16 protein-coding genes are annotated in these 23,123 nt (G+C 71.7%); 9 read left to right on the forward strand and 7 right to left on the reverse strand.

From position 1 onward, the window contains the following. Positions 1-23 precede the first annotated feature (23 nt). On the forward strand, positions 24-2,207 hold the full coding sequence (locus tag ACZ4VI_RS08145) for a transglycosylase domain-containing protein (protein ID WP_467997733.1): 2,184 nt from the start codon (positions 24-26) through the stop codon (positions 2,205-2,207). Between the two features lie 80 nt (positions 2,208-2,287). Here the strand turns inward: ACZ4VI_RS08145 and ACZ4VI_RS08150 are convergent, their stop codons facing one another. From ACZ4VI_RS08150 to ACZ4VI_RS08160, 3 genes are all read right to left on the reverse strand, one after another. Continuing rightward, complete coding sequence (locus ACZ4VI_RS08150; protein WP_467997735.1) at positions 2,288-4,549, reverse strand: SpoIIE family protein phosphatase; 2,262 nt, start codon at positions 4,547-4,549, stop codon at positions 2,288-2,290. Positions 4,550-4,839: 290 nt separating this feature from the next. Further along, entirely contained in the window at positions 4,840-5,505 is a 666-nt protein-coding gene (gene fomD / locus ACZ4VI_RS08155) for a cytidylyl-2-hydroxypropylphosphonate hydrolase (protein ID WP_467997737.1), read from the reverse strand. Between the two features lie 44 nt (positions 5,506-5,549). Beyond that, positions 5,550-6,941 (reverse strand): class II fumarate hydratase, encoded by a 1,392-nt coding sequence (locus ACZ4VI_RS08160; RefSeq protein ID WP_467997739.1) that lies wholly within the window; start codon positions 6,939-6,941, stop codon positions 5,550-5,552. Between the two features lie 105 nt (positions 6,942-7,046). Here ACZ4VI_RS08160 and ACZ4VI_RS08165 point away from each other — a divergent pair, with 105 nt between their 5' ends. Further along, positions 7,047-8,573, forward strand: coding sequence for a ricin-type beta-trefoil lectin domain protein (locus tag ACZ4VI_RS08165; RefSeq protein WP_467997741.1), 1,527 nt, complete (start codon positions 7,047-7,049; stop codon positions 8,571-8,573). A gap of 63 nt (positions 8,574-8,636) precedes the next feature. Here the strand turns inward: ACZ4VI_RS08165 and ACZ4VI_RS08170 are convergent, their stop codons facing one another. Both ACZ4VI_RS08170 and ACZ4VI_RS08175 read right to left on the reverse strand, forming a co-directional pair. Beyond that, positions 8,637-9,263: a lipoprotein gene (locus ACZ4VI_RS08170; protein ID WP_467997742.1), complete on the reverse strand. Its 627-nt coding sequence runs from the start codon at positions 9,261-9,263 to the stop codon at positions 8,637-8,639. Positions 9,264-9,295: 32 nt separating this feature from the next. After that, a complete protein-coding gene (locus ACZ4VI_RS08175) occupies positions 9,296-9,691 on the reverse strand; it encodes a VOC family protein (protein WP_467997744.1) in 396 nt (131 codons plus the stop codon). Positions 9,692-9,906: 215 nt separating this feature from the next. Here ACZ4VI_RS08175 and ACZ4VI_RS08180 point away from each other — a divergent pair, with 215 nt between their 5' ends. Then, positions 9,907-10,404 (forward strand): hypothetical protein, encoded by a 498-nt coding sequence (locus tag ACZ4VI_RS08180; RefSeq protein WP_467997746.1) that lies wholly within the window; start codon positions 9,907-9,909, stop codon positions 10,402-10,404. A gap of 34 nt (positions 10,405-10,438) precedes the next feature. On the opposite strand, the gene ACZ4VI_RS08185 is transcribed toward ACZ4VI_RS08180, so the two are convergent. Beyond that, positions 10,439-11,080 (reverse strand): HAD family acid phosphatase, encoded by a 642-nt coding sequence (locus tag ACZ4VI_RS08185; protein WP_467997748.1) that lies wholly within the window; start codon positions 11,078-11,080, stop codon positions 10,439-10,441. Between the two features lie 252 nt (positions 11,081-11,332). On the opposite strand from ACZ4VI_RS08185, the gene ACZ4VI_RS08190 reads away from it, so the two are divergent. Continuing rightward, entirely contained in the window at positions 11,333-12,448 is a 1,116-nt protein-coding gene (locus tag ACZ4VI_RS08190; protein ID WP_467997750.1) for a calcium-binding protein, read from the forward strand. A 29-nt stretch (positions 12,449-12,477) separates the two neighbouring features. Here ACZ4VI_RS08190 and ACZ4VI_RS08195 read toward each other — a convergent pair whose 3' ends face one another. After that, positions 12,478-14,148, reverse strand: a complete 1,671-nt coding sequence (locus tag ACZ4VI_RS08195) for a fumarate hydratase (RefSeq protein WP_467997752.1) — start codon at positions 14,146-14,148, stop codon at positions 12,478-12,480. A 237-nt stretch (positions 14,149-14,385) separates the two neighbouring features. Here ACZ4VI_RS08195 and ACZ4VI_RS08200 point away from each other — a divergent pair, with 237 nt between their 5' ends. From ACZ4VI_RS08200 to ACZ4VI_RS08220, 5 genes are all read left to right on the forward strand, one after another. Beyond that, positions 14,386-16,101, forward strand: a complete 1,716-nt coding sequence (locus tag ACZ4VI_RS08200) for an RCC1 domain-containing protein (RefSeq protein ID WP_467997754.1) — start codon at positions 14,386-14,388, stop codon at positions 16,099-16,101. A gap of 61 nt (positions 16,102-16,162) precedes the next feature. After that, entirely contained in the window at positions 16,163-17,872 is a 1,710-nt protein-coding gene (locus ACZ4VI_RS08205) for an RCC1 domain-containing protein (RefSeq protein WP_467997756.1), read from the forward strand. A 26-nt stretch (positions 17,873-17,898) separates the two neighbouring features. Beyond that, complete coding sequence (locus ACZ4VI_RS08210) at positions 17,899-19,590, forward strand: RCC1 domain-containing protein (RefSeq protein WP_467997757.1); 1,692 nt, start codon at positions 17,899-17,901, stop codon at positions 19,588-19,590. A gap of 59 nt (positions 19,591-19,649) precedes the next feature. After that, complete coding sequence (locus ACZ4VI_RS08215) at positions 19,650-21,314, forward strand: RCC1 domain-containing protein (RefSeq protein ID WP_467997759.1); 1,665 nt, start codon at positions 19,650-19,652, stop codon at positions 21,312-21,314. Positions 21,315-21,434: 120 nt separating this feature from the next. Further along, the gene (locus ACZ4VI_RS08220) at positions 21,435-23,114 is read left to right on the forward strand and encodes an RCC1 domain-containing protein (protein WP_467997761.1); all 1,680 of its coding nucleotides are present in this window, start codon (positions 21,435-21,437) and stop codon (positions 23,112-23,114) included. Positions 23,115-23,123 lie beyond the last annotated feature (9 nt).

The following is a 23,123-nucleotide window of genomic DNA, read 5'->3' on the forward strand; positions in this document are numbered from 1 at the left end:
CGACGAGCGGAGCGACGGAGAACATGGGCCGAGCGGACAAGGGCCAGGGAAAGAAGGGCGGGCGGATACGCCGCCTCTTCACCTGGAGGAAACTCCTGGGTACGTTCTTCGTCGTCTGCCTGCTCGTGATGGGCGCCTTCTACGCGCTCTATCTGATGGTCCCGGTGCCGGCGGCGGCCAATGCCGACGCGACCCTGCAGAGCAACGTCTACAAGTACTCCGACGGCAAGGTCATGGCCCGCACGGGCAAGATCAACCGTGAGATCGTCGGCCTGGAGAAGGTCCCCCAGGAGGTTCAGAGGGCCTTCGTCGCCGCCGAGAACAAGACCTTCTACAAGGACAACGGCGTCGACATCAAGGGCACCGTCCGCGCCGCGTGGAACACCGTCACCGGCAAGGGCAAGCAGGGCGGCTCTACGATCACCCAGCAGTACGTCAAGAACTACTACCTGAGCCAGGACCAGACGGCCACGCGCAAGCTCAAGGAAATGGTCATCGCCCTCAAGGTCGACCAGCGCATGGACAAGAGCGAGATCCTCGCCGGTTACATCAACACCAGCTACTACGGCCGCAACGCCTACGGCATCCAGGCCGCCGCCCAGGCCTACTACGGCGTCGACGCCACCAAGCTGACCGTCGGCCAGGGCGCCTACCTCGCCTCCCTGCTCCAGGCCCCCAGCCAGTACGACTGGACATCCGCGAGCCCCGAGGGCCGCAAGCTCGTCGAGCAGCGCTGGAACTACGTCCTCGACAACATGGTCGAGGAGGGCTGGCTGGACGCCGGCGAGCGCGCCGGCCTGAAGTTCCCCGTCCCGCAGAAGCCCAAGGCCCCGAAGGGCCTGAGCGGCCAGAGCGGCTACATCGTCGAGGCCGCCAACCAGGAGCTGATGCGCCAGGGCGTCAGCGAGGAGGACCTCAAGGCCGGCGGCTGGACGATCACCCTCAACATCGACGAGAAGAAGCAGAAGGCGCTGGTCAAGGCCGTCGAGCAGCAGCTGGAGGAGAAGCTCGACCGCAAGGGCGACAAGAAGGACGCCACCGTCCAGGCCGGCGCGACCTCGGTCGACCCGAAGACCGGCAACGTCGTCGCCCTGTACGGCGGCATCGGCGCCACCGAGCACTGGACGTCGAACGCCACCCGCCGCGACTACCAGCCCGCCTCGACCTTCAAGCCGATCGTCCTCGCCTCCGCCCTCGACAACGGGGCCGAGACCCAGGACGGCCGGAAGATCGGCCTCGGCACGATCTATGACGGCACCAGCAAGCGCAAGGTCGTCGGCAGCGACATCAGCTTCGCCCCCGAGAACGAGGACAACCGCAGCTACGGCCCGGTCACCGTCCAGAAGGCCACCAACAGCTCGATCAACTCCGTCTACGCGCAGATGATCGTGGACGTCGGCCCGGGCAACACGAAGAAGACCGCCCTCGACCTCGGCATGAAGGACGGCGCGGACTTCGGCGAGACCCCCGCAATGTCGCTCGGCACCATGGGCGCCTCCACCTGGGACATGGCCGGCGTCTACGCCACGCTCGACAACCACGGCGTCAAGGTCACCCCGACCATCGTGAAGTCGGCCGAGCACAAGGACCGCAAGGCCGACCCGGTGAAGCCCATCGGCAGCCAGGTCATCAGCCGCGAGGCGGCCGACACCGTCACCAAGGCGATGACCGGCGTCGTCCGCAGCGGCTCCGGCTCCCGGGCCGCGGGCGACTACGCGGCGGCCGGCAAGACCGGTACCTCGGAGAACAACCGCTCCGCCTGGTTCGTCGGCTACACCCCCGAACTGGTCACCGCCGTCGGCCTGTTCGGCGAGGACGTCAAGGGCAACCAGGTCACCCTCACCGACACGATCAACCCGGGCCGCGCCAACGGTGGCCGGACGCCCGCCCAGATCTGGGGCGCCTACACCACCGCGGCCCTCGGCGGCGGCTCGGACGCCACGTTCGACCTGGAGACCGACAGCTCCCAGGACGTCGTGGAACCGGACCCGACCCCGTCGCGGTCCACCGAGGCACCGACCTCGACCCCGCCGCCCGTCACCGTGAACCCGAACCCCACGCCGCCGCCGACCTCGACAGCGACCACACCGCCGCAGCCGACGGACACGATCACGATCCCGCCGCCGCCGACGGGGACGACGGACCCGGTGCCGCCGACGATCGAACCGCCGGCCGACGGCGGGGAGAACGGACGCCTCGAGCCGTGACGTGACGAAGCCTCCAGCTGTGACATGACGAAGGCCGGACCCGAGAGGGCCCGGCCTTCGTCATGCCGGCCTTACGTTCGTCACGTACGGGTGGACAGCTCGAACCAGACCACCTTGCCGCCCGAGAGGCGCGTCGCCCCCCACCGCCTGGCCAGCCGGTTCACCAGGAAGAGCCCGCGCCCGCCCTCGTCCGTGTCCCGAGCCCGCCGCTGCCGCGGCAGCTGCGGGGAGTCGTCGCCGACCTCGCAGCGCAGCACGTCGGTCTTGAGCAGCCGCAGCGTCACCGGCCGCTCCGCGTACCGCACGGCGTTCGTGACGACCTCGCTGATCAGCAGCTCGACCGAGTCCGAGAGCTCCTCCAGGTCCCAGCGGGCGAGCGCCCGCCGCGCGAGCCGCCTGGCCCGCCCCGGAGCCGCGTCCTCCGGCTCCAGGAACCAGTACGCCACGTCACTGGGCGCGATCCCGTCGAAGCGGGCCGCGAGCAGCGCGATGTCGTCGTCCCGGTCGCCCGGGCCGAGCATGTCGAGGACGTCGTCGCAGAGCGCCTCCAGGGGCGGCGAGTGGTCCGGGCCGGTCAACTGGGCGGTCGCCGCCAGGCGTTCGCGCAGCTGCTCTATCCCCGTCCAGACGTCACGCAGCCGGGACTCGACCAGCCCGTCCGTGTACAGCAGCAGCGTGGCGCCCGCCGGGGCGTCCAGCTCGACGGCCTCGAAGTCGACCCCGCCCACGCCGATCGGCGCCCCCGGCGGTACGCGCAGGACCTCCGCCCGGCCGCCGAGGTGGAGCAGTATCGGCGGCGGGTGGCCCGCGTTGGCGATGGTGATCCGGTGCGAGACCGGGTCGTACACCGCGTACATGCAGGTCGCCATCCGGTCCTGGCCGAGCCGTTGGGCCTGCTCGTCCAGGTGGTGCAGCACCTCCTGCGGCGGCAGGTCGAGCCCGGCCAGGGTCTGCGCCGTGGTCCGCAGCTGGCCCATGATCGCCGCGGAGGTCATGGAGTGGCCCATGACGTCGCCGACGACCAGCGCCACCCGGCTGCCGGGCAGCGGGATCGCGTCGTACCAGTCGCCGCCCACCCGGGCCGTCTCGGCGGCCGGCAGATAGCGCGAGGCGAGCCGGACGCCGGTCGGCTGCGGCAGCGAGTCCGGCAGCATCGTGCGCTGGAGTTCGTCGGCGATGTACGCCTCACGGCCGTACAGCACCGCCTTGTCGATGCCGAGGGCGGTGTGGGTCGCCAACTGGGCCGCCACGAGCAGGTCGTTGGGCTCGAACCCGGGCCGCTCCGGGCGGCGCAGGAAGACCGCGGCGCCGATGACCCGGCGCCGGCCGCGCAGCGGGGCCAGGATCGCCCGGTGCCCGCCGGGCAGCACATGGTCGCCACCGAGCAGTTCGGGCAGCGCGGCGCGGGCCGCGGCGGAGTCGCCGAAGACCGGCCGCACTCCGCGCAGCACCTCGGCCAGCGCCCCGCCGGAGCGAACCTCGCAGAGTTCGGCCGCGGGGGTCGGGTCCGGGTCCGGGACGAGCACCAGCTCCTCGCCCTCCAGGTCCGTTAAACGGAGCCGGTCGGTGCGGCGCAGCCGTAGCACGAACGGGGCGACCGGCCGCTCGTCGCCCACCGGGAGCGGGTCGCGCAGATAGACCAGGATCGCGTCGGAGAAGGTCGGCACGGACGCCCGGCACAGGCCGAGCACGATCTCGTCGAGGTCTATCCCGCGGGCGATCCGCCGGGTCGCCGCGCCCACGAACCGCAGCCGGTCGCCCTCCCGCCGGGCCGCGGCGCCGTCCGGCGCGACCGATCCCCCCGGAGCGGCGTTCACGGCCACCGCGGCGGCGGGCGCGCCGGCCTGGGCGTGCACCCCGCCCACGGCGGCCGCGGCGGTGGTGCCCTGCCCGGGCACCGTCCGGCCGATGGCGCCGCCGGTCCCGCTTGCGGCGTGCTCCCCGTCGGCGGGCGCCTCGGCCGGCGTGACCTGAGCGGGCACGGAGTCCGCACCGCCCGCGCCGGACTGCTGCGCGGGCACCGGCGCCTCGGCGGCGGCCTCGTCGCCCGCCGCGCGGCGACGGGCTTCGGGGGCCTCCGCGACCGGGCCGGTCGCGCTCGGTGGGTTGCCGTCGCCCGCGGACGAGCCGCGGCCCGTGCCGGACTGCTGCGCGGGCACCGGCGCCTCGGCGGCGGCCTCGCCGCGCGGGGACTGTGGGCGAGAGGCGCCCCGGGAGGCGCCCCGGGCGTCGGCGCGGGCCGGCCGGGCGGCCGGGTCCGCTTCCTGCCGGGGGCGGGTGCGCTCCTGCGGCCGGGCAGCCAGCGGCTGTCGGCCTTCGTGGGAGGTGGGATGCTCCGTCACGCGTGGGGTTCCGTCCGTCCGGGCCGGTGGTGCGATGCACTCGCTCTTCTCGCCGATGCCGCGCCTTCACCGGGGATAAACCCCTGGCACGCGGTGGATGTGAATGCCCCGCGAGCAGCGGCTACGACAGGGGTCGGCACACCCGGGCAGACGTCCGGCACTGCTCTCCCCCTCAAGAATGACTTACGGTCAGGTCCTGCGCTGCACTCTGTGGTTGACGCCTCGTCCGGTGGATCACCACCGTGCGGAGGACGATCCTACGTTTGCACCCCGGGGGCGCATCAAGGGTCTCACGGTGCCGTGTGGGCCGGAGTGCGATCCCAGTCCGCCGGCAGCTCGGGCACGGTCCACCCGGGATCGGGCCGCCAGTCCTCCCACCCGTCGCAGAAAGGCGCTCCCCAGGCCCGGATGGTCTCGACGGCGGCGCTGCCCGCCGCCCGTACCCGCGCGGCCTGCGCCGCGTTCATCAGACCAGATCGCTGGGCCTGCGCGAACTCGTCCTCGTCCCGCCACAGCCAGCTGCGGTCGGGGTAGACGGAGATGTCGAGGAAGTGGTCCTCGGAGTCGACGCCGCCGGACCACCGGGTGCGCGGCTCCTCAAGATTGACGTACCAGCTGCGGAAGCGCCAGCCGCGCTCCCAGAACAGCCACACCGACCACGGGTCCGCCGGCCGGGCGAGCTTCAGCACGCCCGCCCCGAACCAGCGCGAACGGGCCGTGGTGCGCGGGGCGGTGTAGCGGGTGGCGAGCGGTTCGTGGTGGACGGGCGCCCCGTCGGCGAGCACGGGCTTGACGAGCTCGGTGTCCGGCGCCATCCAGACGGCGAGAAGCTCGGGGGTGTCCTGGACGACCGTCACCGGGCGGCAGATGTGCACGTCGCCGGAGCCGTTGTCGCGGTAGCGCCAGAGGATGTGATCCCCCGGCGCCCAGTGCTGAGAACCGCCCGATCCTGTCATGCGCAGATATTAGGGGTGCGCCCTCCGCGTCGCTGCGACCCAGGTCACGGATGAGTCATACGAAGTACGTCGAGTGCCTCGTCCAGTTGCTCGACCGTCAGCTCCCCCCGCTCGACGTACCCGCCCTCCAGGACGACCTGGCGGATCGTCTTCCGTTCGGCCAGCGACCTCTTGGCCACCTTCGCCGCCTCCTCGTAGCCGATGTACCTGTTCAACGGGGTGACGACGGACGGCGAGGACTCGGCGTACTCCCGGGCCCGTTCGGCGTTGGCGGTGATGCCGTCGACGGTACGGTCGGCCAGCAGGCGCGCGGCATTGGCCAGGAGGCGTACGGATTCCAGCAGGTTCTTGGCCATCACCGGGAGCATCACGTTGAGCTCGAAGTTGCCGGCCGCGCCCGCCACCGCCACCGTGGTGTCGTTTCCGGTCACCTGGGCGGCGACCATCAGGACGGCTTCGGGAATGACCGGATTCACCTTGCCCGGCATGATCGAGGAGCCGGGCTGGAGGTCGGGGAGGTTGATCTCGGCCAGTCCGGTGCGCGGTCCGCTCGCCATCCAGCGCAGATCGTTGGCGATCTTCGTGAGGCCGACGGCGATGGTCCTGAGCTGGCCGGACGTCTCCACCAGACCGTCCCGGGCGCCCTGGGCCTCGAAGTGGTCGCGGGCCTCGGTGAGCGGCAGGCCGGTCGCGTCGACGAGTTCGGCGATGACGGCCGCCGAGAAGCCGGGTGGCGTGTTGATGCCGGTGCCCACCGCCGTACCGCCGAGGGGGAGTTCGGCGAGCCGGGGGAGCGCGGCGCGCAGCCGCTCGACGCCGTACCGGACCTGGGCCGCGTAGCCCCCGAACTCCTGCCCGAGGGTCACGGGCGTGGCGTCCATGAGGTGCGTACGGCCGGACTTCACCACGTCCGCGAATTCGGCTGATTTCCGCTCCAGTGAGGCGGACAGATGATCGAGCGCCGGGATGAGGTCCCCGGTCACGGCGGCCGTGGCGGCGATGTGGATCGAGGAGGGGAAGACGTCGTTGGACGACTGCGAGGCGTTCACGTGGTCGTTGGGGTGGACCTCGAGGCCCTCGGGGAGCCGCTCGGTGGCGAGCGTGGCGATGACCTCGTTGGTGTTCATGTTGGACGAGGTGCCCGAGCCGGTCTGGAAGACGTCGACCGGGAAGTGCTCGTCCCAGCGGCCCTCGGCGACCTCGCCGGCGGCGGCCGCGATGGCGTCCGCGCGGTCCTGGTCGATCACCCCGAGCCCCGCGTTGACCTTGGCGGCGGCGGCCTTGATCCGGGCGAGGGCCGCGATGTGGGCGCGCTCCAGACGCTGCCCGGAGATGGGGAAGTTCTCCACCGCCCGCTGGGTCTGCGCCCGCCACTTGGCGTGCGCGGGAACCCGCACCTCGCCCATCGAGTCGTGTTCGATCCGGTACTCGCTCATGACGTCAACCTCCATGTAAAGGTGAGCACTTGTCTTGTTCTGGCTATTCCCATTGCGCTTACCGGCCAGTAAAAACCGTGGGTAACCCCACTTCCAGGAGGCGCAATGAGGCGCACCAGGTACAGACTCCGTTGGGCGATCGCGGCCACGGCCGCGGCAGCCGCGGCCTTCGGGTCCATGACGGCCGCCGCACCCGCCGGAGCGGCCGAAGCCGCACCCCGTACCGTTTCCTCCGTACCGCTCTCACCCGAGCTGGAGGCCATCCGGGCGGCCGAGGCGACCACGATCTACGGCAGCCCCGAGGAACGCCCGCTCGCGCAGCGCAGGACCGGCCTGATCTCGCTCGGTGACAGCGAGATCTCCGGCGAGGGCGTCGGCACGTACGAGCCGCCCACCAACGGCCCGAGCAACTGGTGCCACCGCTCGCCCGAGGCCGCCATCCACCGCACCGGGATCCCCACGGACCTCACGTTCAACGTGTCCTGCTCCGGCGCCTACAGCGGCAACATCAGGATCGGCGGATCGAAGCAGTACGCCGACGAACTCGTGCAGAGCGACAACCTGGCCATCAAGGCCCGCAACACCCGGATCAAGATGGTCCTGCTCGTCGCCGGCGCCAACGACGACCTCCAGTTCGGGCCCGTGATGACGGACTGCGTCACCCGCTACCTCACCCTCCAGGGACCGTGCGAGCCGAAGTACGCCTCCGGCTGGCAGGCCCGCGTCGACGCCCTCGTGCCCAAGGTCGAGCAGACCGTCCGGGACCTGAGGACCGTGATGCGCGACGCCGGGTACGCCGACGGCGACTACAAGCTCGTCGTCATGGGCTACCCGAGCCCCATCGGCCCCGACTTCCACGACAACCCGAACTTCCCCGGCAAGCTCGCCTGCGGCGGCCTGGGATACGACTCCGACACCGTCTGGGGCCGCAACACCGCCGTCCCCGCCTTCGAACGCGGCATGCGAAAGGCGGCGGCGAGCACCGGGGCGACCTACCTCGACAACTCGCGGCTCTTCCACGGCCACGAGGTCTGCATGGAGGACACCTGGGCCCGCGGTCTGTACATCGACCTCTCCAAGCCCGGCACCCCGGACGAGAACTCGGTCCGGCAGTCCTTCCACCCGAACGCGAGCGGCCACCGGGCCTTCGCGTCCTGCCTCACGCAGATCTACGACTCCGGTCTCCGTGAGGCGAGTTGCGCGGACGTCAACTCCAGCGGGACGCCGACCCTCTTCCCGTACGCCTGGGACGATGTCTACAAGCCGCTGAAGAACCAGGCCACCGGCAACTGCGTGGACGTCGAGGCCGCCACCTCCAAGAACGGCACCGCCGTCCTCGGCTGGGACTGCCACGGCGGCCGCAACCAGGGCTGGTGGTACGACTCCGCCCGCCGGACCGTCCACACCGAACTCACCCAGGACCGCTGCCTGGACGTGCCGGCCGCCCGCTACCAGGCCGGCGAGGCGCTGATCATCTGGAACTGCTCGGGCGCCGCGAACCAGAAGTTCGTACGCGACGGGGCCACGATCCGGCCGGCGGCCGCGACCGGGCTCTGCCTGACGCAGGCGGCGGCGAAGCAGCCGCTGCGGCTGCAGAACTGCGACGGCTCGGCGAACCAGCGGTTCGCCTGACCCGACCCCGTGGCCCCCGTCCGGTGCGGGACGGGGGCCACGGTCCTGTCATGTCCGTGGCGCCTACAGGGCCTTGAGGCTGGACCGGGCCAGCTCGTAGGCCGGGAGCATCTCCCGGTGCTCCTCGGAGTCGAGCCCGCCGAGGTGCACGATGACCGTGCCCTTGGGGGTGGAGACGGCAAAGGCCCGCTCTTCCTTGGACTCCTCCATGATCTTGCTGTAGACCGTGTACGTCACCTCGGTGGCGGGCATCCCACCCACCGCGATCTCGTTGAAGGCGACCTTGGAAGCGTTCCGCTCGGCCTTCACGAACCCTTCGAGCGCCGTGCGGGCGGGGCCCTTTCCGGCGCTCCAGACGCGCAGATAGCCGATGTTGCCGGCGGGCTTCGCGTCGATCTCGCAGACCATGGTGGCCGGTCCCTGCTTGCCGAGCGCGGCGGAGACCTCGTCGTCGCCGACCTCGACGGCCTTCGGCTTCCAGGCCGCGGCGAGCTCGAAGGAGACGGGCAGCGCGCAGGCGGTCCCGGGCCCTCCCAGCGTGGCCTTGGGGGCGGCGGAGGTGGTGGCCGGTGCCTTCGGCTCGCCGGCCGACCTGTCGGGCTTCGGCTCGGTGCCCAGGCAGCCGGTCAGCGTGGCGGCGGCCGCGAGGACGGTGAGGGCCGGGACCAGAACCCGTATCGGATGTCTCATACGCGCGAGAGTATCCAGGGCGGCCGGGACCTCTACCGAGGGGTGTCGAGCACGTCCAGATAGTGCTGGTTCTGCATGACTCCCAGGACGTTCCCGAAGGGATCGGTCACCGAGGCGGTGACGAATCCCGGGCCGCGGGGAGTGACCGGCTCGTACTCCTTCGCCCCCAGGGACAGCAGCCTCTCGAAGGCCGCCCGCACGTCGTCGACGTGCCAGTACACGATCGCGCCACCGGGCCCGGGCGTGGCCCCGGCGGGGGCGTAGGCGCTGTCGATCAGCCCGAGCTCGTGCTGGTAGTCACCGATACGGAACTCCGCGTACCCGGGGCGCTCGAAGTACGGCTCCACACCCAGGAGTTCCGCGTACCAGGCCTTCGCCCCCGCCAGGTCGGCGGTCCAGAAGCTGACCGTCGTGAGCCCTCGCAACATAGCTGTTCCCCTTGTCTCACCGCCACGGACACCGCGTCCCGGCCTGATGGCGCGATCGTACGAGCCAACTAGGCCAAGTGCTGGCCTAGTTGAACACCGGAGTGGGCCGGACATCCGCTCGCCGGGCGGGCTGCCGACGACCGTCGGACAATGGAGGAGGCCGTCGATCCGCAGGGGAGGACGGGGGGAGTCCCGCTACGCCCAGGAGGCAGGACATGTCCCGCTACTTCAGGAGAATCGGTGCGCTCGGCGCCTGCGCGGCCGCGGTTGTCGCCTTCGGCGTCCCGACCTTCGCCACCACCGCCCATGCCCAGGACCTCGTTTTCACCCTGTACTCCAAGGAGGCGACGGGCCAGGAAGAAGGCCAGGAACAAGGCGGACCTCCCGGTGTCGGAGAAGGGTTCTCCTTCGCCGACGACCTCTACCGCGCCAAGGGCGGGGAGAAGGTCGGCCGGGACGGCGTGACCTGCACCGTGGTGCGCGCCGGAAATCCGGGCGACATGCAGTGCGTGGGCACCTTTGTGCTGACCGGCGGACCTGGCGGACAGATCACCGCTCAGACGCTGCTGCCCTTCGACGAGACCGACCGGGAGCCGCCCGCGTTCGACATCGCCATCACCGGCGGAACTGGCGACTTCAAGGACGCGCGCGGCTACATCCGCTCGACCCCTGAGGGGGAATACGACCGGCTGGAGTTCCACATCAGCCGCTGAGGGCCCGTCAGGGATGGTTGACGGCTCAGACGGTTCAGGAGAGCTTGCCGTCGTAGTCCGGCAGCTTGAAGGTCCGCTCGGCGTGGCCGCCGACGAGGTCGGTGGTGTTGTTGCCGATGTTGGCGATGATCGTGTAGCCCTTCGCCTCGATCTCCGCACGCTTCTCCGTCTTGTACGCGCTGACCTCCGCGAACAGGTCGGGCAGGGAGCGCACGTAGAGACCGTCGACCGGGTAGCCGGCCTTCCTCAGGTTCCAGTCGGTGAGGGAGTAGATGATCCCGGGCCGCGCGGTGACGAAGAAGACGGCCACGCCGCGGTCGTGGGCGTCGCGGACCAGGTCGCGGACGTCGGCGATGGCCGGGGTCGGCAGCTCCCAGAAGGGGTGGAAGTCCGTCTCCAGCGAGGAGTTGTCGATGTCGAGGACGATCGCCTGCTTCTCGCTGTCGGCGTCCTCGGAGCGCTCCTCGATGTACGGGCGGGCCTCGGCGACGACGGCCGCCACGTCACGGCGCCAGGTCGTGTAGTCGACGCCGTCGATGGCGGCGGCCGACGTCGAGTGCGTGTCCGGATCGGCCGCGGAGGCGGCGGGCGCGGGGACGACGACGAGAAGGGTGGTCAGGGCGAAGGTGGCCGTGGTTCCGGCGGCGGCGCGCCTGAGGAGAGGCATGGAGGGCATGGGGGGCTCCCGAGTGGTCTACCGGCTCATTGGTTGACATGCTCGCGGCTAATACTGGCCGGTAGGTGAAGAGATGGCTACCGGTCGGTAGCGTCAATCTGAGCGGAAGAAGCGAGGTCGGCGGCGGGCGCCGGGGAAGCCGCCGCGCCCTCACCCGGTTGCCGGGCGGCGCTCGCCGACGGCGTCCCATCGGCCTAGCGTCCGGATTGGGGCGCCGTAGGAGCGCCGACGCACTGCGACACGGAGGTCTTCATGGCGCGCCCGCTCACCACTGGCCTGGCCGCGGCAGCCCTGCTCGTCCTCGGCACCCCGGCGACCGCGACAGGCGCGGCCCAGCCCACCTGCTTCGGCCTCCCCGCCACGATCTCCGGGACGGGAACCCTGACCGGCACCCCGGGCAGCGACGTCATCGTCGGCTCGGCGGGCGCCGACACCATCGACGGCCTCGGCGGCCATGACACCATCTGCGCCCTCGGCGGCGCCGACCACGTCATCGGCGGCGACGGCCACGACCGCCTCGACGGCGGCGCGGGCGACGACAGCATGCAGGGCGACCGGTACGCCGCGACCGGCGATGCCGTCGGCGGCGGGCACGACACCCTGTACGGGGGCGACGGCAACGACACGATCCAGGGCGACTCCACGGCCGAGAAGGGCAACGCCGTCGGCGGCGGCGACGACCGGATCTACGGCGGTCCCGGCGACGACGCCCACCTCGACGGCGACAGCCTCAGCCTGGGCGGCGGGAACGCCGTCGGCGGTGGCCACGACCGCATCGAGGGCGGCCCCGGCGACGACGGCCTCCTCGGCGACTCCGTCGCACCCTTCGAAGGCTCCGCGACCGGGGCCGGCGACGACGTCCTCCTCGCCGGCCCCGGCGTCGGCGACAACGTCATCGGGGACAGCGAGGGTGTGACCGCCGCCCACGGCGACCACGGCGACGACGTCATCGACCTCGGAGCGGACGGCGGTTTCTTCGCCGTGGGCGACCACAACATCAACGCCCACGACGGCGGCCCCGCCACCGGCGCCGGGAACGACCGCATCACAGGCGGCACGGCCGGCGAACTCCTCATCGGGGAGAGCTCCGTCGGCGACGACAGCCCGACCGCCGTCGGCCACGACATCATCGACGGCCGTGGCGGCGCCGACGTGCTCTTCGGCGACAACGTCAACTTCGACGCGGACACCACCGTCGGCTCCGCGGGCGGCAACGACCTCCTCCGCGGCGGCCCCGCCGACGACGCCCTCTTCGCCGGCCCCGGCAACGACCGCCTCGACGGCGGGACCGAGAACGACCGCTGCGACGGCGAGGCGGGCACGGCGGACTCGGCCACGCAGTGCGAGACCGTGGTGGGCGTCCCGTAACAGCCGGGGCGGCGCGGCGGGCGCCGTGGTCAGCCGAGGCCCGGGCCGCGGACCGGGATGTGGGTGAACGTCGGCTCCGGCGCCGGGTTCTGGAAGAAGTCGTTGCCCTTGTCGTCCACGACGATGAACGCCGGGAAGTCCTCGACCTCGATCTTCCAGACCGCCTCCATGCCGAGCTCCTCGTACTCGACGACCTCGACCTTCTTGATGCAGTCCTGCGCGAGGCGCGCCGCCGGGCCGCCGATCGAGCCCAGGTAGAAGCCGCCGTGGCTACCGCACGCGTCGGTGACCTGCTTGCTCCGGTTGCCCTTGGCCAGCATGACCTTGGAGCCGCCCGCCGCCTGGAACTGCTCGACGTACGAGTCCATCCGGCCGGCCGTCGTCGGGCCGAAGGAGCCGGAGGCGTAGCCCTCGGGGGTCTTGGCCGGGCCGGCGTAGTAGACCGGGTGGTCCTTCAGGTACTGCGGCATCTCCTCGCCCGCGTCGAGCCGCTCCTTGATCTTGGCGTGCGCGATGTCGCGCGCCACGACCAGCGGGCCGGTCAGCGAGAGCCGGGTCTTCACCGGGTACTTCGTCAGCTCGGCGAGGATCTCGTCCATCGGCTGGTTGAGGTCGATCTTCACGACGTCCTCGTCGGTGGCGAGGTGCTCGTCCGTCGTCTCCGGCAGGAAGCGCGCCGGGTCCGTCTCCAGCTGCTCAAGGAAGACGCCCTCGGCGGTGATCTTCGCGACCGCCTGACGGTCGGCCGAGCAGGACACGGCGATCGCGACGGGCAGCGAGGCGCCGTGGCGCGGCAGGCGGACGACGCGGACGTCGTGGCAGAAGTACTTTCCGCCGAACTGCGCGCCGATGCCGATCTTCTGCGTCAGCTCGAAGACCTTCTCCTCCAGCTCCTTGTCCCGGAAGCCGTGGCCGGTCTCGGCCGAGCCCTCGGTGGGCAGCTCGTCCAGGTAGTGAGCGGAGGCGTACTTCGCGGTCTTCAGCGCGAACTCGGCGCTCGTGCCGCCGACGACGATGGCGAGGTGGTACGGCGGGCAGGCGGCCGTACCGAGCGAGCGGATCTTCTCCTCCAGGAACTTCATCATGCTCGCCTCGTTGAGCACGGCCTTCGTCTCCTGGTAGAGGAAGGACTTGTTGGCGGAGCCGCCGCCCTTGGCCATGAAGAGGAACTTGTACGCGCCGCCGTCGGTCGCGTACAGCTCGATCTGCGCGGGCAGGTTCGAGCCGGTGTTCTTCTCCTCCCACATGGTGACGGGGGCCATCTGCGAGTACCGCAGGTTGAGCTTGGTGTACGCGTCGTAGATGCCCTTGGACAGGGCCTCCTCGTCCTTGCCCCGGGTCAGCACGTTCTGGCCGCGCTTGCCCATGACGATCGCGGTGCCGGTGTCCTGGCACATGGGGAGGACGCCCGCGGCGGCGATGTTCGCGTTCTTGAGGAGGTCGAGCGCGACGAACTTGTCGTTGCCCGACGCCTCGGGGTCGTCGATGATCCGGCGCAGCTGGGCCAGGTGGGCCGGGCGCAGGTAGTGCTGAATGTCGTGGATGGCCTCGGCGGCGAGGGTGCGCAGCGCCTCCGGCTCGACCTTGAGGAACGTACGGCCGTCGGCCTCGAAGGTGGAGACACCTTCGGAGGTCACCAGGCGGTAGGGCGTGGTGTCCTCTCCCAGGGGGAGCAGATCGGAGTACGAAAACTCTGGCATTTCGGCCATTCCTCACTCGGCAGACAGCGCGACGCCGCCTCCATTGGCGGCGCGCACTCCAGCGTAGAGCGCGGCTACGTGGCCGGGCCTGTGAGGTAAGGCTCAGTTCCGGGCGGGGGGTGTCCATGTCGGCCAAATGACCGCTCACTTTGCGTGTCTGCATCGTCACTACATGTAATTCGTCCAGATTGTGCGCGTACGCGCGCACAGCGCCCGCGCTCGCCGAGAGGACGAAACATGAGATTCGCGTTCCGGGCCCGGTCCATGAGGAGACAGGCCGCCGTTCTGGGTGTGGCCGCCCTGCTGTGGGCGGGGCTCTCGCCGGGGGCGGCATGGCAGGGCGAGGCCCACGCGGCGGGGAGGGCGGCGGAGCCCGGGACGGCGGTCGCGTGGGGCGCCGGCGCCGATGGCCAGCTCGGCGACGGTGCCACCGTGGACTCGAGCACCACCCCGGTCGGCGTCTGCGGAGGTGCCCCGTGCCCGGCTCCGCTGGACCGTGTGGTGGCCGTCGACGCCGGGAGCTTCCACAGCGTGGCGCTGCGCTCGGACGGCACGGTCTGGACCTGGGGGGCCAACGCCTCAGGCCAGCTGGGCGACGGCACCTTCACCAACAGGACCACGCCCGTCCAGGTTGGCTCCCTCAGTGGCGTGACCGCCATCGCCGCAGGTGAGTTCCACAGCCTGGCGCTTCGCTCGGACGGCACAGTGTGGGCCTGGGGGTTCAACGGCTCCGGTCAGCTGGGCGACGGCACGACCGCCTTCAGGAACACGCCCGTTCAGGTCTGTGAGCCGGGTGCGGGCGCCCCGTGCAGCAGCTTTCTCAGTGGTGTGACTGCGATCGCCGCCGGAGGTGAGCACAGCCTCGCCCTGCACACCTACGGCGGCGTGACCGCCTGGGGCAACAACGCCTTCGGCCAGCTGGGCGACGGCACGACCATCACCAGCACCACACCGGTCGGCACGCTCCTGTTCAATGATGTGAGAGCCATCGCAGCCGGCACGCACCACAGCCTCGCGTTGACGCGGTTCACTACGGTCCTCAGCTGGGGACGCAACAACACTGGTCAGCTGGGCGACGGCACCAATACCGACAGCAGCAACCCCCTTCAGGTCTGCGCTGTGGGAGAGGTCAGCCCATGCGCCGCTCCCCTCGGTGGAGTGACCGCCATCGACACCGGTCAGTCGCACAGCCTCGCGGTCGTGACCGGTGGAGGTGTCCGCAGCTGGGGCTGGAACGGTCTCGGTCAGCTGGGCGACGGCAGCACACAGGACAGGAACGTTCCCGTCCAGGTCTGCGCCTCGGGAACCTCAGGGGGCTGCACCACCTTCCTCGGCGGCGCGACTGCTGTCGCCGGAGGCGCCGCTCACAGCGTGACCCGGCAGTCCGACGGCACCGCCCGGAGCTGGGGCAACAACAACGACGGCCAGCTGGGCGACGGCACGACCACGATCCGTGCGACCCCGACGAGGGTCTGCGCGACCGGGCAGACCGCTCCGTGCAGCCGACTCCTTGACGGCGTCGGCGCCGTCGCCGCAGGCGGCAGTCACAGCCTGGCCATCACCACCCCCCGCGCCGACGTCAGCATCGCGATCAGCGGCCCCGCCTCCGCGACGACCGACCAGCCCCTGACGTACACCGTCACGGTCCGCAATGACGGACCGGCCACCGCGTACGGCGTGGTGTTCAAGGACACCCTCCCCATCAACGGCGAGTTCGTCAGTGCCACGCCCACCCGCGGGAGCTGCAAGACCCCGCCGGCCGGTGCCGCCGACAGCGTGGTGACGTGCGATCTCGGGGCGCTCGGTGTCGGTTCGCAGGCCCCCACCTCGATCGTGATCACGGTCCGGGCCGCCTCCGGCGGCACGGTCACCAGCACCGCGACCGTGACCAGCAGCACGCCCGACCCCGACACCGCCGACAACACCGCGACCATCCAGACCCGGGTCAGCTGACGCCCGACGAGCGCGCCGGCCCGCCCGAGGGCCGGCGTACCCGCATGCGAGAGGACGACCGATGAGACGTGTTCCCCGTGGCCGGTCCGTACTGGGACGTGCCGCAGTGGCAGCAGCGGTGCTGTGGGCGGGGCTCTCGCCCGGCGGGTGGCAGGGCGACGCCCACGCGGCGGGCAGGGCGGCGGAGCCGGGGACGGCGGTCGCGTGGGGGAGGAACATCGAGGGGCAGCTCGGCGACGGTTCCACCGTGGTGGGGAGCACCACGCCAGTCGGCGTCTGCGGCAGCGCCGCGTGTCCCTCGCCGCTGAGTGACGTGGTCTCCGTCGACGCCGGACAGCTCCACAGCGTGGCGCTGCGCTCCGACGGGACGGTCTGGACCTGGGGCCGTAACAACGCCGGGCAGCTCGGCGACGGCACGTTCACGCACAGGACCACCCCTGTCCAGGTCGCGATCAGCGGTGTGACGGCGGTGACGGCGGGTGAGGGCCACACTCTCGCGCTGCGCTCGGACGGCACTGTCTGGGCCTGGGGCATCAACGGAGGCGGCCAGCTGGGCGACGGCAACGTAGGCAACGTCAGCAACACGCCTGTTCAGGTCTGTGACGTCGGGACGGGCCTCGGGTGCACCAGCTTCCTCACAAACGTCACCGCCATCGCCGCCGGCGCCGGGCACAGCCTCGCCTTGCGGACATCCGGGGATGTGACGGCCTGGGGCGACAACAGATTCGGCCAGCTGGGCACCGGCTTCACCAGCACCGCGGAACCCATCCCGGTCCACACGCAAGTGTTCACCAATGCGCGAGCCATTGCCGCCGGGGTCCAACACAGCCTCGCGCTGACCAGATTCGGCAACGTCCTCAGTTGGGGCCGCAACGACACGGGCCAACTGGGCGACGGCACCAACACGGACAGCAGCTCGCCCCTGCAGGTCTGTGCCCCCGGGGAGGTCGATCCGTGTGGCGCGGCCCTTGGCGGGGTGACGGCCATCGGCGCCGGCTACGGCCACAGTCTGGCCGTGGTGGGCGGTGGCGGTGTCCGCAGCTGGGGATGGAACGCCTACGGCCAGCTGGGCGACGGCAGCACCCAGGACCGGAATGTACCCGTCCAGGTCTGCGCGACCGGAACGTCAGCGGGCTGCACCAGCTTCCTCGGCGGCGCCACCGCCGTCGAGGGAGGTCAACGCCACAGCCTGACCCGGCAGTCCGACGGTACCGCCCGCAGTTGGGGCTACAACGAAGACGGCCAGCTCGGTGACGCCACCGGTGTGGTCTTCAGGACCACCCCGACACGGGTCTGCGCCGCGGGACAGACCGCCCCCTGCAGCCGCCTCCTTGACGGCGTGGGCGCCGTCGCGGCCGGAGGCTTCCACAGCTTCGCCGTCACCACCCCCCGCGCCGACGTCCGTATCGCCCTGAGCGGCCCCGCGAGCGCGACGACGGACCAGAACCTGACGTACACCGTCCACGTCCGCAACAACGGTCCGGCCACGGCGTACAACGTGGTGTTCAACGACACCCTCCCGGTCAACGGCGGGTTCGTGAGTGCCACGCCCGCCCGGGGCAGCTGCGTCGTCCCGCCGCCCGGGTCCTCGGACACCGTGACGTGCGATCTCGGCACCCTCGGCGTCGGCTCGGAGGCCAATACCTCGATCGTGATCACGGTCCGGGCCGCCTCCGGCGGCACCGTCACCAACACCGCGACCGTCACCAGCAGTACGCCCGACCCCAACACCGTCAACAACACCGCGACCCTTCAGACCCGGGTCGGCTGACCCCGATGTGTCCGGGAGGACGAGCGATGAGACATGGAACGAGGCGCGCCGTCGCCGTGGCCGCGGCGGCGCTGTTGTGGGCCGGGCTCTCGCCGGCGGCGGCGGGGGGCGCGTACGCCGCCGGAAGGGCCGCCGAGCCGGGGGCCGCGATGGCGTGGGGAAACGACAGCAACGGCCAGCTCGGCGACGGAGCCACCGTGGAGTCGACGACCACCCCCGTCGCGGTCTGCGGCGGCGCCCCCTGCCCGGCGCCGCTGGACGACGTGATCGCGGTCGAGAGCGGGAACTTCCACAGCGTCGCCCTGCGCGCCGACGGGACGGTCTGGGCCTGGGGGTCCAACGGCGCGGGGCAGCTCGGCGACGGCACCGGTGAGCAGCGGAACACTCCCGTACGCGTGGGAACCCTCACCGGCGTCACCGCCATCTCCGCCGGGGGCGGCCACACCCTCGCGCTGCGCTCGGACGGGACGGTCTGGGCCTGGGGGTTCAACACCACCGGTCAGGCGGGCGACGGCACCATCGACAACAAGCGCAATCCGGTCCAGGTCTGCGCCGAGGGCACCGCGGCCGGGTGCACCAGTTTCCTCACCGGGGTGACCGCCATCGCCGCGGGCGGCCAGCACAGTCTCGCCCTGCGCTCCAACGGCTCGGTCGTCGCCTGGGGATACAACGCCTCGGGCCAGCTCGGTATCGGAAACACCGAGTCGCCGCGCACGACGCCCGTCGCCACGTTGCTGACCAGCGGGGTCCGCGCGGTGGGCGCGGGGACCGCGCACAGTCTGGCCGTGCTGTCGGACACTACGGTCAACAGCTGGGGCTGGAACGCCTCCGGGCAGCTGGGCGACGGCACGACCACCGACAGCAGCGTGCCCGTGCCGGTGTGTGATGTGGGTACGGCCGCGGGATGCACCACCTTCCTCAGCGGCGTGACCGCCGTCGACGGAGGCGAGCAGCACAGCCTGGCGCGGCGCTCCGACGGCGGGGTCCGCAGCTGGGGAGACAACGCGTTCGGCCAGCTGGGCGACGGCACCAACAGCGACAGGCTCACGCCCGTGCGCGTCTGCGCCACGGGCGCCCTGGCCTGCACATCCTTCCTGGGGGGCGTGACGGCCGTCGCCGCCGGTACGAATCACAGCCTGACCCGGCAGGCCGACGGCACCGCCCGCAGCTGGGGCTGGAACCGCTTCGGCCAGTTGGGCAACGGCACGACGGAGAGCAGTCCCACCCCGACCCGGGTCTGCGCCGCCGGGCAGACCGCGCCCTGTGCCCGGCTCCTGGACGGTGTGGGGGCGGTGGCCGCGGGCGCGTTCCACAGCCTGGCCATCACCCTGCCCCGCGCCGACGTCCGCATCGCCATCGCCACGACCGACGAACCCGTCGCGACCGGCGAGGACCTGACGTACCGGATCACCGTCCGCAACGACGGGCCGACCGCCGCCGAGAACGTGACGATCGACGAGACCGTGCCGCCCGGCACCCGGTTCGTCAGCGCCACCTCGTCCCGGGGCAGCTGCACCGTCCCGCCTGCCGGGTCCTCCGACACCGTGACGTGCTCGCTCGGCACGCTCGGCGTCAACTCACAGGCCACGGCTGACGTCGTCGTCACGGTCAGGGCTCCCGCCGGCACGGACATCACCAACACGGCGACGGTGAGCAGCACCACGCCCGACCCGAAGCAGATCAACAACACCGCGACCATCCAGACCTGGGTGAGCTGATCCGCGGACTTCCAGCACATACGAGAGGACGACTGATGAGACGTGGATTGAGACGTGGGATGAGACGTGCGGTGGCCGTGGGTATGGCCGCCCTGCTGTGGACCGGCGCCCAGGGCGGCCCGGCATCGGGCGCCGCGTACGCGGCGGGCAGGGCGCCCGAGCCCGGCACCGCGGTCGCCTGGGGGTCCGACGGCTCGGGCGAGCTCGGTGACGGGGCCACCGTGCCGAGGAGCACCACCCCGGTCGCGGTCTGCGGCGGCGCCCCCTGCCCGGCGCCGATGGACCGCGTGGTCGCTGTCGACGCCGGGCTCTTCCACAGCGTGGCCCTGCGCTCGGACGGCACGGTCTGGACCTGGGGGGACAACAACTCCGGTCAGCTCGGCGACGGCACGACCACCGACAGGACCACGCCGGTCCAGGTCGGTTCCCTCACCGGCGTGACCGCCATCGCGGTGGGGGATCTGCACAACCTGGCGCTGCGCTCGGACGGCACCGTCTGGGCCTGGGGGTACAACGGCAGCGGTCAGCTGGGCGACGGCACCACCACCATGAGGACGACGCCCGTGTCGGTCTGCGCGGGACCCACGGACTGCGGGAACGTGACCGCCGTCGCCGCGGGCGGCTCCCACAGCCTCGCACTGCACACGGAGGGCACCCTGACCGCCTGGGGAGCCAACGCCGATGGCCAGCTGGGCGACGGCTCCACCCTGCAGCGGCTGACAGCGGTCCTCGTGCAGGCGGGCAGCGAGGTGCGCGCCGTCGCCGCGGGTGGCCAGCACAGTCTGGCCGTGTGGTCGGACGCCACGGTTCGCAGTTGGGGAGACAACGGCAATGGCCAGCTGGGCGACGGCACGACCACGGACCGGTCCGTCCCCGTCCCGGTCTGCGCCGTGGGAACGAGTGCGGGTTGTACCAGCTTCCTCAGCGGAGTGACCGCCCTCGACGGCGGCGGCTTCCACAGCCTGGCCCTCGTGCCCGGCGGCGGTGTGCGCAGTTGGGGATACAACGGTCACGGTCAGCTGGGCGACGGCACGACCACGGACCGGTCCGTCCCCGTCCAGGTCTGCTCCACGGGCGCGGCCTCTGGGTGCACCACCTTCCTCGGCGGCGTGAGCGCCGTCGCCGCGGGCAGCAACCACAGCATCGCCCGGCATTCCGACGGCACCGCCCGTGGCTGGGGCGCCAACGGTGCTGGCCAGCTCGGCAACGGCACCTTCGTCAACAGGACCACCCCGGTCAGGGTCTGTGCCACCGGGCAGACCGCGCCCTGTGCCCGGCTGCTTGACGGTGTGGGTGCGGTCGCCGCGGGCGGTGGCCACAGCCTCGCCATCATCCAGCCCCGCGCCGACGTCCGTATCGCCATCGGCGCGAGCCCCGAACCGGTGGCGGCCGGCGGCGACCTGACGTACACGATCACGGTCCGCAACGACGGCCCGACGGCCGCGGAGAACGTGGTGCTCGAGGACAGCCTGCCTGCCGAGGGCAGGTTCGTCAGCGCCAGTTCCAGCCGGGGCAGCTGTGTCGTCCCGCCTGCCGGGTCCTCCGACACCGTGACGTGCTCGCTGGGCACGCTCGGCGTCAACTCGCAGGCCACGGCGAGCATCGTGGTCACGGTCAGGGCCTCGGCGGGGAGCACGGTCACCAACACGGCGACCGTGAGCAGCAGTACGCCCGATCCGCGGCCGAGCAACAACACCGCCACCCTCAAGACCCCCGTGGGCTGAGCCCGGCACCCCGATGACTCCGCGGCCCTCCCGGGGGCCGCGGAGTCTCCGCCGCGTACGAGAGAACGAGGACGATCGATGAGACGTGGGTTGGTACGTGGGCTGAGACGTGCCGCGGCCGTGGGTCTGGCCGCTGTGCTGTGGGCCGGTGCCCAGGGCCCGGCGCCGGGCGCCGCGTACGCGGCGGGCAGGGCGTCCGAGCCCGGCACCGCGGTCGCGTGGGGGAACGACGACGCGGGCCGGCTCGGCCGCGGGGTCGGTTCCGGGGTGAGCACCACCCCGGTCAACGTCTGCGGCGGTGCCACGTGCGTCGGCCCCCTGGACGACGTGGTCGCGGTGGAGGCGGGGGCCGGTCACGGGGTGGCGCTGCGCGACGACGGCACGGTCTGGACCTGGGGAGACAACCAGTACGGGCAGCTGGGCGACGGCACCACCAGCCCGCGCACCACGCCCGCCCAGGTGGGGTCCCTCGCGGACGTGACCGCCATCGCCGCGGGCGACAACCACACCCTCGCCCTCACGCGGGACGGCTACGTCTGGGCCTGGGGACGTAACAGCGCAGGCCAGTTGGGCGACGGAACCACCACGGACCGGCCCTCACCCGTCCGGGTGGTCTGTAGCCCCAGTCCGGAGTTCGGGGAGTGCTTCAATCCGCCTTGGCTCGCCACGGTGACCGCCATCGCCGCGGGCGGTGCGCACAGCCTCGCGGCGGACGGGTTCGGCACCGTCAACGCCTGGGGAAGCAACTCGAACGGTCAACTGGGCGACGGAACCACCTTTTCGAGCGCGATCCCGGTCGCGGCGGGGGTGGGTGGCACGGTGGCCTCGCTCGCCGCCGGCTCCGCGCACAGCGCGGCGGTCTTCCGCGGCGGCAGCCGCCCGATCTACACCTGGGGACGCAACGACAACGGTCAGGTGGGCGACGGCACCACCACCGACCGGCTCTGGCCCGGCCCGGTGTGCGCGGTGGGCACCAGTGCCGGCTGCACCAGCTTCCTCACCGGGGTGACCGGCGCCGACGCCGGTGGCTCCCACACGCTGGCGGTGCTGTCCGGTGGTGGTGTGCGCGCCTGGGGGGACAACAGCGTCGGTCAGTTGGGCGACGGGACCACGACGGACCGGGCCACGCCTGTCCGGGTCTGCGGGTCGGGAACCAGCGCGGGATGCACCGTCTTCCTGGGCGGGGCGACCGCTGTCGCCACAGGCGCCTCCTTCAGCGTCACCCGACAGGCCGACGGCACGGTCCGCAGCTGGGGCTCCAATGCCTTCGGCCAGCTCGGTGACGGGACCACCATGAACAGGACGACCCCGGTCAGGGTCTGTGCCACTGGCCAGAACGCGCCGTGCGGACGCCTCCTGGACGGCGTGGGGACCGTTGCGGCGGGCTCCGACTTCAGCCTGGCGATCCTCAAGCCCCGGGCGGATGTGCGGATCGCGATCGGCGCGGACGAACCTGTGGCCTCCGGGGAGCAGCTGATCTACACGGTCACGGTCCGGAACGACGGGCCGTCAGCGGCGGAGAACGTGACGGTCGCCGGCACGCTGCCCGGTGCGAGCGGGTTCGTGAGCGCCACGCCGAGCAGGGGTGGCCCCTGCACCGGCCCGCTCGCCGGCGCCTCCGGCACCGTGACGTGCCCCCTCGGTCGGGTCGGGGCCAACGCGGAGGCCACCGTGAGCATCCGGGTCACGGTCACCGCGCCGGCCGGAACCATGATCACGAACACGGTGGAGGTCAGCAGCAGCACGCCCGACCCGAAGCAGGTCAACAACACCGCGACCCTCCGGACGCCGGTGAACTGATGCGTACGA

It is taken from the genome of Streptomyces sp. NPDC029169 (assembly GCF_055563935.1).